Raw genomic sequence first — 13,724 nt, 5'->3', positions numbered from 1 at the left:
ATAGTGCAAGTCGTTGCCCGTCTTGCCGACGGTGCACAGCGCGGTATTGCCCGCCGTCACGCCCGACAGCGCGACGGATTTCTTCGGCTTGAATGCGCCCGCGCTTGCGGTGCTGTTGTCTGCTTCGCTCATGAATTTGTCTCCTGAAACAAGGGTTATTTCTTCGCTGCGAACAATTGGTCGAGCTTGTCTTCGTAGGCGTGATAGCCGAGGTATTTGTACAGGTCGGCGCGCGTCTGCATCGTTTCGACGGCGGCCTTTTGCGTGCCGTCGCGTTTCACTGTCTCGTAGAAGTTCAAGGCCGCTGCGTTCATCGCGCGATACGCGCCGCAACAATACAACGCGATGTCGACGTTCGCATCCTTCAGTTCATCGACGGTGAAGAGCGGCGTCGAGCCGAACTCGGTCAGATTCGCGAGGATCGGCACGCGCACCGCAGCCTTGAAGCGGCGATAGTCATCGAGCGATTTCATCGCTTCGGGGAAGATCATGTCCGCGCCCGCTTCGACATACGCGACGGCGCGCTCGATCGCCGCGTCGATGCCTTCGGCGGCGGCCGCATCGGTGCGCGCCATGATGACGAACGAATCGTCGGTGCGCGCATCGACGGCGGCTTTCACGCGATCGACCATTTCGCCGGTCGGCACGACTTCCTTGCCCGGACGATGCCCGCAGCGCTTCTGTCCGACCTGATCTTCGATATGTACCGCCGCCACGCCCGCCTTGATGAACGAGCGGATCGTGCGCGCGATGTTGAATGCGCCGCCCCAGCCGGTGTCGATATCGACCATCAGCGGCAGCGACGAGGCGTCGGTGATGCGGCGCGCGTCGATCAGCACGTCTTCCATCGTGCTGATGCCGAGGTCGGGCATGCCGAGCGAATTCGCGGCCACGCCGCCGCCCGACAGATAGAGCGCCTTGAACCCGACGGCTTCGGCCATCTTCGCGGCGTAAGCGGTGATCGCGCCGACGACCTGCAGCGGCGATTCCTCGCGGACGGCCTGGCGGAACCGCGCGCCGGCGGTCTGTGCGGACTGGATTTCGGAACTCACGTTTGTCTCCTGAAAAAGTGCTGCGTATAAGAGCAACTACCTTGCCAGCTTGCGATATTTTTCTAACTCGTTGATTTACATGAGTTTGGACGTTTCGGCTCCCAGCACTTGATTTCAGGCCTGAAATTTCTTGTTTCGAAACTGAAATCCGTATCGCATACTGGATTTTTTTGGGCAGACGATCATGCAAACCGAAACCGCCTCGCGCCCGCGCATCTGGGCGGTCGGCATCAGCCGGCTAAGGGATTTGTTCATCGATCTCGTCGACACCTACGCCGATCGCGCCGAACTCGATGTCGTGGCGCTCGGCTTCGAGGATGCCGCGAACAGCATCGAATCGGCGCGCGACGGCCGGCCGGATGTCGTCGTGGCGGGCGGCTCGAACGGTGCTTATCTGAAGAGCCGCGTGTCGGTGCCGGTCGTCGTCATCAGTCCGACCGGCTTCGACGTGATGCATGCGCTCACGAAGGCGCGGCGCGAGGGCGCGAGCGTCGCGCTCGTCACGCACGGCGACACGCCCGCGGAAATTCGCCGCTTCCTCGCCGTGTATGGCATCGACGTGATTTGCGCGTCCTATCGCTCGGCGCAGGACGCCGAAAACCTCGTGCTCGATCTGCGCGATCGCGGCGTCGATGTGGTCGTCGGCCCCGGCCTCGTCGCGGATCTGGCGGCGGACGCGGGCATGAGCGCGGTGTTTCTGTATTCGCGCACGTCGGTCGTCGCCGCGTTCGAGACGGCGCTCGAAGTCGCGCAGGCGATGCGCCGCGAAGTCGCGCGGCGCAATCGGCTCGACAACCTGTTGCAGCATCTTCGCGATGGCGTCGTCGCCGTCGATGCGCTCGGCCGCATCGAAGCGATCAATCGGCGGCTCGCCGCCGCGCTCGGCATCGCGGATGCGTCGCGCGCCGTCGGACAGGCGTTGCTCGATGTCGCGCCCGAACTCGACGGCGTGCTGCCTTCCGCCGACGGCGACGTGTTCGGCGCGGTGCGCGGCGTGAGCTACGCGATCCATCGCGGACCGCTCGCAAGCGATGGCGCGTCGGGCGGCACGATCTTCACCTTCCAGGAATCGCGCGCGGTCGAGCGGCTCGACCGGACGCTGCGCTCGCGGCAGGGCGCGCAGGAATTCGTCGCGCGTTATCGGCTGGAGGATGTCGTCGGCGAATCGGAGTCGATCGAGCGCGTGCGTTCGCTCGTGCGCCGCTACGCGAAATCCGACGCCACCGTGCTGATTCTCGGCGAAAGCGGCACGGGCAAGGAGATGGTCGCGCAGAGCATGCATCGGCTGAGCCGCCGCAAGGACTTTCCGTTCGTCGCGATGAACTGCGGCGCGTTTCCCGAAGCCCTGCTCGAAAGCGAGCTTTTCGGTTACGAGGAGGGCGCGTTCACCGGCGCGCGCAAGGGCGGCAAGGCGGGGCTGATCGAGGCGGCGCATCGCGGCACCTTGTTTCTCGATGAAATCGGCGAGATGCCGCCGTCGCTGCAAAGCCGGCTGCTGCGCGTGCTGCAGGAGCGCGAAGTGATACGGCTCGGATCGACGGAGCCGACGCGCGTCGATATTCGCGTGATCGCGGCGACGCATCGCACGCTCGCGCAAGGCGTCGCCGATGGTTCGTTTCGCGCCGATCTTTTTTATCGCATCAATATTCTGAGCATCGCGTTGCCGCCGTTACGCGCACGTTCCAGCGACGTCCTGCTGCTGGCGACCGCGCTGCTGACACAGGCCGCGCGGCGCGACAAGGCGCTTGCGTCGCGCGTGCCCGATCGCGAAGCGGCGGCGCGCGTGCTCGCGCCGCTGGAAGATGCGCTGTGCCGATATCCGTGGCCGGGCAATGTTCGCGAGTTGCAGAACATCGTCGAGCGTATCGCGGTGGAGTTATCGGATCGGGATGCGCCCCTTGCACTCGCGCTCGACGAACTGGAAGCGATCGCGCCCGAGCTGTTCGAGGACAAGTCCGACGCAAACGCGGACCGCTCGCTGCGCGATCTCAGCCGATCGGTGGAAGCCGATCAGGTCCGCGCATCGCTGGCTGCGTTCGGCGGCGATCGCGATGCCGTCTGCAAGGCGCTCGGCATCAGCAAGACGACGTTGTGGCGAAGGCTCAACGCGAAGCCGAAAAGCTGACGAGCCGCGTAAATGTGTCCGTAAGCTCGCGCTGCTAGCATCTCCTCTCTTTCCCAATCCAGAACCTAACGAACTCATGAAAAAGGCTGTCATTGCTGTGTTTGCCGCTGGTGCGGCATTTTTTTCCGTCGCTCCGGCTTTCGCCGCTTCGCACAATCACCATCAGGTTTGCCACAAGGTCAAAGTGCATCATCACTGGGAACGCCACTGCAAGTAAGCGCGTTTCGCAGCCGAAGGCGATGAGCCCCGTTCGCATCTTCCGACGGGGCTTTTTTTCGTCTCGCGACGCCGCGATCGCGCCGTGAAAGCGCGCTGTTAACAGTCGCCGTCGCCTATACTTTTTTCGCAGTCAATCGATATCCATACTGCGGCTTTCCCGAACGGAAGCGCTGTTGCTCATGCGCGATTGCCGCCTTGTCCTGCTTCCTCTCTGCCTCTTTATGCACGCAAAGAAAACGCGGCGCGTCAATACGTGCGGCCGCTTCACTTTCATTCGATGAGGACACCATGGCTACCTACATCATGCTGCTGAATTGGACCGATCAGGGCGTGCGTACCGCGAAGGACACGGTCGATCGCGCGCGCGCATTTCGCGAAGCGAGCAAGGCGATGGGCGCGACCATCGGCGCACTGCACTGGACGCTTGGCGCATACGATCTCGTTACATCGTTCGATGCACCCGACGATGAAACCGCGACGCGCCTCGGCCTCGCGCTCGGCGCACTCGGCAACGTCCGATCGACGACGATGCGCGCGTTCGGCGAAAGCGAGATGGAACGCATCGTCGGGGGATTGAAGTGAATCGGATAACTTAATAACGCATCGACCTCTGCATTTGGTGTGCCCGGGCGCGGCACGGTCATTGCGCAACTCATGATCGAGCAGACGGAAACGCCTGCGTCCTAATTTCCAGTCCGATCAAGGAGGGACGGATCATGAACAAGGCAATTGGCGCACTCATCGCGGCTGTAGCCGCGGCGGCACTGTCGAGCGGCGTTTATGCGCAGACGGCGGGAGGATCGAGCGGCTCGACGGGCAGCACGGCCAGCCCGGCGAATCAGGTGAACGGCGCGACAGGCGGATATGGCACGCCGGGCACCACCCATTCCGGCAGCGGCATGGCCGCCAAGCCCAATAGCGGCTTGCCGAGCAGCACGAACAGCACGACGAAGTCCGACGCGCCCGCGCCGAAGAGCAACAACACGCTGGCAACGCCGAGCGTCGTATCGCCGGCAGCCGGCCAATAACCCGTATGAAAGACGGCGACCCATGTATCGGGTCGCCGGGCGTTGTGCGCTGCAATGCGTAGCAGGCGGATGTCGCAAGTTGCGACATCCGCATGGACAGGACTTCGGCAGGGTGTCCGATTTTGCGACAAACCCTGCCGATGCCGTCATCACAGAACGCGAAGGCCATCCACGCAGGCTCCCGCGATGCCCCCGCTCGCATCGCGATTGGCGTGGTCCTTGCTCTTATCCCGGCGCATCGCTTCAGGCGAAGCATCGACGATAACGAACAAGGAGACATCACGTGAAGGCTGCCGTGCTGCATGAGTACGACGAAACGTTGTCCCGCGACGAATTCGTCCGCTATCAAGACGTCCCCACTCCCGAAATCTCGCGGCCCGACGATGTGATCGTCCGGATCGGCGGCGCGGGTGTGTGCCGGACCGATCTGCATATCGTCGAAGGCATCTGGCGCAGCAAGGTCGATATCGCGCTGCCCTACATCATGGGCCACGAGAACGCCGGCTGGGTCGAGGCGGTCGGGCGGGGCGTCGAAAGCGTCAAGGTGGGCGATCCGGTCATCTGCCATCCGCTCGTCACGAGCGGCCACTGTCTCGCGTGCCGGCGCGGCGACGACATGCACGCGACCGAAAGCCGTTTTCCCGGCATCAACGCGAACGGCGGCTATGCCGAATATCTCGCGACCGGCGAACGTTCGCTGATCCGCCTGCCGTCCACGCTCGCGCCGAAGGACGTCGCGCCGTACACCGACGCGGGCCTCACTGCCTATCGCGCCGCGAAGAAGGCATCGCGTCATCTTTTGCCGGGGCAGTTCGCCGTCGTGATCGGCGCGGGCGGTCTGGGTCACATCGGCATTCAGGTGCTGAACGCGCTGTGCGCGGCGGAGATCATCGTCGTCGACCGATCGGAGACCGCCCTCGCGCTCGCGAAGGAATGCGGTGCGCATCATACGGTTCAGGGCGGCGACGACGCCGTCGAGCGCGTGCTCGAACTCACGCAAGGCAACGGCGCGGAAGCCGTGATCGATTTCGTCGGCGAAGGCAACGCGATCGCGCAAGGTCTCGCGATGACGCGCAACGCGGGCTTCTATTACATCGTCGGCTACGGCGGAAAGATCGACATTCCGACGATCGACATGATTACGAGCGAAAAGACCATCGTCGGCAATCTGGTCGGCACGTATCCGGAACTCGTCGAGCTGATGGCGCTGGCCGATCGCGGACTCGTCCATCTCGCGACGCGCGAGTATCGACTGAGCGAGGCGAATCAGGCGCTGCGCGACCTGCATCACGGCAAGGTGAAGGGACGCGCGGTCCTCATTCCGTAACGACCGGCCGGCCTCGCGACAGACGAGGCCCGCAAGCCAGGCTTTCAGCGGAGAACGCCATGACTGCGCAGGGCCAACCCACGCCCATATCGGAGCGCGTGCGGCTCGTGATCGAGCTCACGTGGATCAATTCGGAGCATCTGCGAAGCAAGAGCCGTTTCGCGGGCGTCGAAATCGAACTCGAAAGCGCGCTGGCCGCGAGCCGGCCCGAAGCACGCACGTCGCTGCAATTGTTGCGCATCGAAATGCTGCGCGATCAGCTTTGGGAAGCGGACCGGGCGCTGAGCGCGCTGGAGGAAGAGCGCGCGCGTCTGGAGGCGGCGCTCGCGAACGCGGAGGCGGCGACGCGCACCGCGCATGGCCGCGATCCGCGATGAACGTAAGCGCGCCCACGCCGCTCGTCGAGCTGCTCGGCGCGTGCTGGACGGCGCACGCGAGCGTGACGGCGGCGACGTGGAATGTGGGCGGCACTCACGCGGGCTTCACGCTCGGCGATGGAACGCTCGTGCTCGCGTCGGGCGAATGGGAAGGCGGTCCGCAACTCAAGGCGCACGAGACGCGCGGCGTCGAGTTGATCAAGGCCACCGCGCCGCCGCCGCCGCTCGCGCGCTTTGCGATACACGATGGCGCGAGCCTCGGGCTCGCCGCCGATGCCGATGGCGGCTTTCTGAGCGCGGGCGATGACGGCAGGCTCGTGCAGATGGACATCGATGGCAGTGTGCGCCAGCTCATAGCGCAGCACGGCCGACGAATCGATCACGTCGCCGTTTCGCGCTCGGGCGTGCGCGCGTATGCGAGCGGCGCGCTGGTGCGGCTCATCGGCGCGATGGAAAGCGAGTTGACGCTGCCCGCTTCATCGACCGCGCTGATGTTCGCGCCCACCGCGCAGCGACTCGCCATCGCTCACGCGGGCGGCGTCACGCTGTGGGATACGCGCGCCGCGACGTCGCGGCTCTTTGCGTGCGCCGGATCGCCGCGCGCGATCGCGTGGAGTCCCGATGCCCGGTATCTCGTCGCGGGCACGGAAGGCAACGCGCTGCACGGCTGGCGTCTTCCCGATGGCGACGATATCGAACTCGGCGGCTATGCGCTGCAGCCCGGCTCGCTGTCGTTCTCGGCGGACGGCCGCGTGCTCGTCACGAGCGGCGGACCGCGCGCGGTGTGCCGGCGCTTCGATCCGCCCGATGCGGATGATCGTCCGCGCGAATGCGGCGTCGCGGGCAGCGCGCCGGTGAGTGTCGTCGCGTGTCATCCGTCGTTGTCGCTGATCGCGGTCGGTTATCGAAGCGGCGCGGTGCTGTTGTGCCAGCCCGGCGGCGCGGACGTGCTGTTCGTCCGGGCCAACGGCGGCGCGGCGATATCCGCGCTTGCGTGGGCGCCCGACGGCGGGCGTCTCGCCTATGGCACCGAAGCCGGCGAGATCGCGCTCGTGTATTTGCCGCACGCGCTATTCCGCATTTCAGGTTCGCATTAGACGCTCGAGGGAGACGGAGATGACGACCGATGCATCCACGAAGGAAGCGTTTTTCGAGCGGCTCGGCGCGCTGTCCGACGACATGATCGCCGCGCATGGCCGCGACTTCGCGATGGGCGCGCTGATACTCGCCGCGCGTTTCATCGCACAAGGTCAGCCGGTCGCGGATGCGGCGAATGCAAGCGCGAGCAAGATCATCGTCGACCATTGAGTGATGTCGCAATTCGGGACACCGTAAGAAATTCGATCGTCGCGTTCCACGACACAAGCGCATCGAAAACCGATGAAACAAGGCGTATTCGCGGATGGCACGCTTGTCGCTCTTCAAGCTGCCGTGCCGATGCAAACGGCGCAATCGCCCTGTAACCGGACAAGGAGAGCTCGATGTCAGAAGCATTAACGCTCAACAAGATCACATCCCAGCGAGGCATCAGTATCGGCGAGGCGGCAAAACGCGTCGCCGATCTCGGCTGGACACCCAGTTACGTTCAGGAAGCGATGACCTTCCCGACGGACTACAAGATCAGCAAGGCGCCGCGCGATCCGATGAAGCAGGTGCTGCGCTCGTATTTCCCGATGCAGGAGGAAAAGGACAACCGCGTCTACGGCGCGCTCGATGCCGCGCTGCGCGGCGACATGTTCCGCAATGTCGAACCGCGCTGGGTCGAATGGATGAAGCTGTTCCTCGCGATCATTCCGTTCCCGGAAATCTCGGCCGCGCGCTCGATGGCGATGCTGGGCCGTCTCGCGCCCGGCGAAGAACTGCGCACGGGCTTCACGATGCAGATGGTCGACGAGTTCCGCCACTCGACGATCCAGATGAATCTGAAGAAGTGGTACATGGAGAACTACATCGATCCGGCGGGTTTCGACATCACCGAAGCCGCGTTCGGCAAGTGCTATGCGACGACCATCGGACGTCAGTTCGCTGAAGGCTTCCTCACCGGCGACGCCGTGACGGCCGCCAACGTGTTCCTGCAAGTGGTCGCGGAAACGGCGTTCACGAATACGCTGTTCGTCGCGATGCCGTCGGAAGCCGCGCGCAACGGCGACTACGCGCTGCCGACGGTGTTCCTTTCCGTGCAATCGGATGAGAGCCGTCACATCGGCAACGGCCATTCGCTGATGATGTCGGTCATCAACGACCCCGACAATCATCTGCTGCTCGAACGCGATCTGCGTTACGCGTTCTGGCAGAACCACGCGATCGTCGATGCGGCTATCGGCACGTTCATCGAATACGGCACGACGGACCGCGACAAAAAGAAGGAGTCGTATGCGGAGCTGTGGCATCGGTGGATCTACGAAGACTATTACCGCACCTACATGCTGCCGCTCGAAAAGTACGGCATCAAGATTCATCACGACGATGTCGCCGCCGCGTGGGATCGCCTCGTCAAGAAGAACTACGTGCACAAGGTCGCGCAGTTCTTCTCGGTCGGCTGGCCGGTGAACTTCTGGCGCATCGAGGCGCAGACCGAGAAAGACTTCGAGTGGTTCGAGCACAAGTATCCCGGCTGGTATGCGGAGTTCGGCGAGTACTGGAAGTGGTACGCGAAGAAGAGCGTGCCCGGCCAGACCAACATGCTGTTCGATCAGGAGAACGGCTACGTGTATCCGCATCGCTGCTGGAGCTGCCTCGTGCCGTGCCTGATTCGCGAGGACTTCTGCGTCGATGAAGTCGACGGCAAGCTCTACACGTATTGCTCGGAGCTATGCCGATGGACGCACAAGGTCGCGTTCGCGTCGGAATACGAAGGCCGCCCGACGCCCGCGATGGGCCGTTTCAGCGGGCGCCGCGAATGGGAAGAGGTCTATCACGGCTGGGACCTCGCGGATTGCATCAAGGATCTCGGCTTCGTGCGCAGCGACGGCAAGACGCTCGTGCCTCAACCGCATCTGCGTTTCGACAACCGCGACATGTGGACGCTCGATGATGTGCGCGGCCACACGATCCAAAGCCCGATCGTGCTGATACGAGAGATGACGCCGGAGCAGCGCGAGAAGCACATCGCGGAGTATCGCGCGGGCTTCACGATCAATCCGTGCAATTGACCGATGCGAGGGAGGCGCGTATGAGCGGCGATGAGTCTGTGACGCACACGGTCCGCTTCGAGCCGGTCGGTGTGGAGATGTCGGTCGAGGAAGGCGAAACCGTGCTGGAAGCGGCGTTCCGTCAAGGCATCGCCGTCATGCACGGATGCAAGGAAGGGCAGTGCAGCAGTTGCAAGTCGTTGCTGGTCGAAGGCGACGTCGAGATGAAGAAGTATTCGACCTTCGCGCTGCCCGACTACGAGAAGGAATCGGGTCACGTCTTGCTTTGCAGGACGCTGGCCTATAGCGATCTCACCGTCGAACTGCTCAACTACGACGAAGACCTGATGCGCCGCTCCATACCCGTCGCCGAATACGACGCGACCGTCACGAGCATCGCCGCGCTCACGCACGACATCAGGCTGCTCGAAGTGGAACTGAGCCGTCCGTTGCGTTACTGGGCGGGGCAGTACGTCGATCTGACGCTGCCATCGGCGGGCATCACGCGCTCTTTCTCGATGGCCAATCCGCCCGATGGCGAACGGCGCCTCTCCTTCATCATCAAGAAGTACCCGAACGGCGCGTTCTCGTCGCGGCTCGACGAAGGTCTCAAGCCCGGCGACCGGATGATCGCGAAAGGTCCGTACGGCACCTGCTTTCGACGCGAGGATCAGCCCGGCCCGATGGTTCTCGTCGGCGGCGGATCGGGGATGTCGCCGCTGTGGTCGATCTTGCAGGACCACGTCGCGAGCGGCGAAGAGCGGCCCGTGCGCTTCTTCTACGGCGCGCGCACGCGCCGCGATCTGTTCTATCTCGACGAGTTCGCGGACTTCGCTGACAAGCTGCCGGACTTCCGCTTCATTCCGGCGCTCTCGAACGCCGAACCCGCCGACGAGTGGACGGGCGAGACGGGCTTCATCCACGAAGTCGTGAGCCGCACGTTGCGCGACGAAGCGCTCGCAGGCGATATCGATGCCTACACGTGCGGTCCCACGGCGATGATCGACGCCGTGATCCCGGTGCTGCAAATGGCCGGCGTAGAACCGGAACGGCTGTATTTCGACAAGTTCACGCAGGCGGTCCGATGACGGCCCGTCGCCCTGATATTCGCTGATCGGAAAGGAGACATGACATGAGTACGTCGACGGAGCAGTCATCGCCGCTTAAGTCGGGCGCTGCGGGCGCGGCGCAGTTCGTGGGCTGGGACAGCCGCAAGTACAACTATTTCGAACCGAAAGGACGCAAGGCAAGCCATTACGAAGACATGACCGTCGACGTGCAGCCAGACCCGAAGCGCTATCTCATTCAGGACTGGATACTGCAATTCGCCGACGGCACGCCGACCTATTCCGAAACGTGGACCGCCGCGCAATGCTCGGACTGGCACATGTTCCGCGCGGTCGATGAAGAATGGGAGCGCACGCACTATCAGCGCCAGTCGACCATCGTCGGAATGATTACGAACGCGATCGGCAATGCGCGGCGCTCGGGCGCGGTCAAGCGCTTCGACAAAGCCTGGGTGAAGGTGCTCGAACATCATCTCGGCGCGTACAAGCACGCGGAATTCGGGCTCGGCACGGCGACCATGCACGCGCAGCGCTACGGCTACACGCAGATGATCAACAGCGCGATCCTGACCAATGCATCGTACAAACTGCGCTTCGCTCAGGACTTGACGTTGTATCTCGGCGAGATCGCGCTCGATCTGCCGGGCTTCGATCTCGACGTGGGCAAGGAGCACTGGCTCAACGATCCGATGTGGCAGGGCACGCGCCGCGCGATCGAAACCATCGGCGGCGCGACCGATTACCTCGAAAAGTATTTCGCGGTGAACGTCGTGTTCGAGCCGCTCGTCGGCGATCTCTTTCGCAGCGGCTTCATCATGCAAGTGGCTGCCGCGCAGAACGACTTCGTGACGCCGACCGTGGTATCCGCCGCCGAAGGCGACTACGAGCGCAATCTCGCCAACGCGGTCGAGCTGTTCCACATGCTCGCCAACGATCCCGCGCATGGCGATGCGAACCGCGCGCTCTTCGGCGCATGGCTCGACAAGCATGGCGCGCTCGCCGCCGATGCCGCGAAGCATCTTCAGCCGATCTGGTCCATTCCGCACGCGAAAGCCGCGCAATACACCGACGCCCTGAGCAGTTCGGTCGAGCGCGCGCAACTGATCGCGAAGGAAGTCGGCATTCCGTTTTCGCTCTCCATTCAAGCCTGAATCCACCGCGAACAGGAGCCGCTCATGTCAGTGCATACCGACAACATCTTCAAGCCGATCAAGGATCTTCGCTTCGATCAGACCATCTCGCATCAATGCGGCGTCACGATGAACGACAGCGTCGAGGCGCGCGCGATTGCCGAACTGATGGCGACGAAGCCGGGCATCACCGTGACGTATCTGCCCGCGATGATCCGCATCGACGGGCAGGGAAAGATCGAGTTCAAGATGGGCGAAATCAGCGACGTGCTGGGCCGCGAGATGACGCCACATCTGTTCGAGATATCGACATCGACGCATTACGGACGGATGGTGATGGTCGACGACGATACCGTCGTGCTGTTCGGCAACATGGAAGACGCAATGGCCTACGAATGAAAACGTTCGCGGGTGCGCCCGCGAGCGACAACCCCACGGAGACAGCAACATGTTCAGAACCCAGGACGGCGAGGACATTTTCATCATCGACGGGCACGTTCATCTTTGGGACGGCAGCAAGGCGAACGTGAAGAACGTGCATGGCCAGCAGTTCATCGACTGCTTCTATGCGTATCACAAGAACCTGAGCCCGAAGGAATACCTGTGGCCGAAAGAAAAGTTCGACCAGTACGGCGAAGCGGTCATGTATGAAGACCTTTTCGTCACCGGTTACGACGACATGGCGATCTGCCAGCCGACCTATCTGACCGACTTCTACAAGAACGGCTTCAATACCACCGAAGCGAACTATGTGGTGAAGAAGAAGTATCCGCATCGGTTCATCGTGAACGGCGCGTTCGATCCGCGTGACGGCGAAGCGGGGCTCGAACGTCTCGAGGAGCTGGTGCAGTTGTACAAGATTCAGGGCGTGAAGCTCTACACGGCCGAATGGCGCGGCGACAGCAAGGGCTACAAGCTCTCCGATCCGGGCGCGTACCGGTTTCTCGAACGCTGCGAGAAGCTCGGCATCAGGAACATTCACGTTCATAAAGGACCGACGATCCTGCCGCTCAATCGCGATGCGTTCGATGTCGCCGATATCGACGACGTGGCGACGAGCTTCCAGAACCTGAACTTCATCGTCGAGCATTGCGGCTTGCCGCGTCTCGATGACTTCTGCTGGATCGCCACGCAGGAGACGAACGTGTATGGCGGCCTCGCGGTCGTGCTGCCGTTCATCCACACGCGGCCGGAATACTTCGCGCATGTGATTTCGGAGCTGCTGTTCTGGATCGGCGAGGACCGCATTCTCTACGGCAGCGATTACGCGATCTGGTCGCCGAAGTGGCTCATCGACAAGTTCATGGCGTTCGAGTTGCCCGAATCGGTCGCGAAGGAAACGGGCGCGAAGCTGTCGCTGGAGGCGAAGAAGAAAATCCTCGGGCTGAATGCGGCGCGTCTGTACGGCATCGATATCGAGGCGCAGAAGAAGCTGCTCGAACAGACGCCGCAAAGCGCGGTCGCGCACGCATGAGCGCCGCGAGCGCGGTGAGCGAACCGGCGGCGCAAGTGTGGGAGCGGCTCGCATCCGTCATCGATCCGGAACTCGACGAGTCGGTGACGGAGCTCGGCTTCGTCACGTCCGTCGATGTCGATGCCGATGGCGGCGTGAGCGTCGCCTTCCGGCTTCCGACGTACTGGTGCGCCGCCAATTTCGCGTATCTGATGGCGGCGGACATGCGCGCGGCGATCGCGGATCTGCCGTGGGTGACGGGCATCGGCATGACGCTCGACGAGCACATGTACGCCAACGAGATCAATCGCGGCATGGCGCAGAACCTGTCGTTCCGGCAGGCATTCGGCGATGCCGCGAACGACGATCTCGACGCGGTGCGGCAGACATTTCTCGTCAAGGCGTTTCAGCGCAGGCAGGCGGCGTTGCTCGCGCATCTGCTGGCGAGCGGGCGCGAAGCGGAGGCGCTCGTGCGGCTCACCATCGGCGAGCTTGCATCGCTTGCCGACGAGCCGGAACGCGCGCATCTGATCTCGCGTTACATGGAACGGCGTCACGTATGCGGCGGCGCGATGGACGAAGCGCAGCCCGCGTTCATCGACATACACGGCGCGCCGCTCGATCCCGCGACGCTCGGCGCGTATCTGCGCGAGTTGCGGCGCGTGGGCGTCAACGCCGAGTTCAACAGCGCGCTATGCCGCGGTCTTCTTGCGGCGCGTTACGACGATGTCGAAGAGAAGCCGGTTCGCTTCTATCCGCGAACGCGCGATGCATCGACGATACGGACATAAATCGAAAGACAGGAGACAGGAGCA

At 63.1% G+C, this 13,724-nt stretch carries 15 protein-coding genes and 1 pseudogene; 14 read left to right on the top strand and 2 right to left on the bottom strand.

Going from position 1 to position 13,724, the window contains the following annotated elements; translation table 11 throughout:
* Both QCE49_RS15540 and prpB read right to left on the bottom strand, forming a co-directional pair.
* Positions 1 to 132: pseudogene (locus QCE49_RS15540) on the bottom strand (2-methylcitrate synthase); the annotation flags it as partial.
* Positions 133 to 155: 23 nt separating this feature from the next.
* Positions 156 to 1,052, bottom strand: coding sequence for a methylisocitrate lyase (gene prpB / locus QCE49_RS15535; protein WP_008345869.1), 897 nt, complete (start codon positions 1,050 to 1,052; stop codon positions 156 to 158).
* Positions 1,053 to 1,236: 184 nt separating this feature from the next.
* Here prpB and prpR point away from each other — a divergent pair, with 184 nt between their 5' ends.
* The 14 genes from prpR to QCE49_RS15465 all read left to right on the top strand — a co-directional run bounded on the left by prpR (position 1,237) and on the right by QCE49_RS15465 (position 13,700).
* Positions 1,237 to 3,177, top strand: a complete 1,941-nt coding sequence (gene prpR, locus QCE49_RS15530; RefSeq protein WP_250442170.1) for a propionate catabolism operon regulatory protein PrpR — start codon at positions 1,237 to 1,239, stop codon at positions 3,175 to 3,177.
* 76 nt (positions 3,178 to 3,253) lie between these two features.
* Entirely contained in the window at positions 3,254 to 3,394 is a 141-nt protein-coding gene (locus QCE49_RS15525) for a hypothetical protein (protein WP_167561871.1), read from the top strand.
* Between the two features lie 290 nt (positions 3,395 to 3,684).
* Positions 3,685 to 3,978 (top strand): GYD domain-containing protein, encoded by a 294-nt coding sequence (locus QCE49_RS15520; protein ID WP_008345865.1) that lies wholly within the window; start codon positions 3,685 to 3,687, stop codon positions 3,976 to 3,978.
* 134 nt (positions 3,979 to 4,112) lie between these two features.
* Positions 4,113 to 4,424 carry a hypothetical protein gene (locus QCE49_RS15515; protein ID WP_075583566.1) on the top strand — a complete coding sequence of 104 codons (312 nt, stop codon included), beginning with the start codon at positions 4,113 to 4,115 and terminating at the stop codon, positions 4,422 to 4,424.
* A 283-nt stretch (positions 4,425 to 4,707) separates the two neighbouring features.
* Entirely contained in the window at positions 4,708 to 5,751 is a 1,044-nt protein-coding gene (locus tag QCE49_RS15510; protein WP_175982210.1) for an NAD(P)-dependent alcohol dehydrogenase, read from the top strand.
* A 59-nt stretch (positions 5,752 to 5,810) separates the two neighbouring features.
* Positions 5,811 to 6,128: a hypothetical protein gene (locus QCE49_RS15505; RefSeq protein WP_008345862.1), complete on the top strand. Its 318-nt coding sequence runs from the start codon at positions 5,811 to 5,813 to the stop codon at positions 6,126 to 6,128.
* Positions 6,125 to 7,225, top strand: coding sequence for a WD40 repeat domain-containing protein (locus tag QCE49_RS15500; protein ID WP_250459658.1), 1,101 nt, complete (start codon positions 6,125 to 6,127; stop codon positions 7,223 to 7,225). Before QCE49_RS15505 ends, QCE49_RS15500 begins: the two co-directional genes overlap by 4 nt.
* 19 nt (positions 7,226 to 7,244) lie before the next feature.
* The gene (locus QCE49_RS15495) at positions 7,245 to 7,436 is read left to right on the top strand and encodes a hypothetical protein (RefSeq protein ID WP_008345859.1); all 192 of its coding nucleotides are present in this window, start codon (positions 7,245 to 7,247) and stop codon (positions 7,434 to 7,436) included.
* 173 nt (positions 7,437 to 7,609) lie between these two features.
* Positions 7,610 to 9,280 carry an aromatic/alkene/methane monooxygenase hydroxylase/oxygenase subunit alpha gene (locus tag QCE49_RS15490; protein WP_008345857.1) on the top strand — a complete coding sequence of 557 codons (1,671 nt, stop codon included), beginning with the start codon at positions 7,610 to 7,612 and terminating at the stop codon, positions 9,278 to 9,280.
* A gap of 20 nt (positions 9,281 to 9,300) precedes the next feature.
* Entirely contained in the window at positions 9,301 to 10,347 is a 1,047-nt protein-coding gene (locus QCE49_RS15485) for an NADH:ubiquinone reductase (Na(+)-transporting) subunit F (protein WP_175982208.1), read from the top strand.
* 44 nt (positions 10,348 to 10,391) lie between these two features.
* A complete protein-coding gene (locus QCE49_RS15480; RefSeq protein ID WP_250459656.1) occupies positions 10,392 to 11,477 on the top strand; it encodes an aromatic/alkene monooxygenase hydroxylase subunit beta in 1,086 nt (361 codons plus the stop codon).
* 24 nt (positions 11,478 to 11,501) lie between these two features.
* Entirely contained in the window at positions 11,502 to 11,855 is a 354-nt protein-coding gene (locus QCE49_RS15475; RefSeq protein WP_250459654.1) for an MmoB/DmpM family protein, read from the top strand.
* Positions 11,856 to 11,904: 49 nt separating this feature from the next.
* Positions 11,905 to 12,930 (top strand): amidohydrolase family protein, encoded by a 1,026-nt coding sequence (locus QCE49_RS15470; protein ID WP_250459652.1) that lies wholly within the window; start codon positions 11,905 to 11,907, stop codon positions 12,928 to 12,930.
* On the top strand, positions 12,927 to 13,700 hold the full coding sequence (locus QCE49_RS15465; RefSeq protein ID WP_250459649.1) for a metal-sulfur cluster assembly factor: 774 nt from the start codon (positions 12,927 to 12,929) through the stop codon (positions 13,698 to 13,700). Before QCE49_RS15470 ends, QCE49_RS15465 begins: the two co-directional genes overlap by 4 nt.
* Positions 13,701 to 13,724: the final 24 nt, after the last annotated feature.

The sequence above is a fragment of the Caballeronia sp. LZ008 genome (genome assembly GCF_031451435.1).
Taxonomy (GTDB): domain Bacteria; phylum Pseudomonadota; class Gammaproteobacteria; order Burkholderiales; family Burkholderiaceae; genus Caballeronia; species Caballeronia zhejiangensis.
This window is presented reverse-complemented; position numbering and strand designations above follow the sequence as displayed.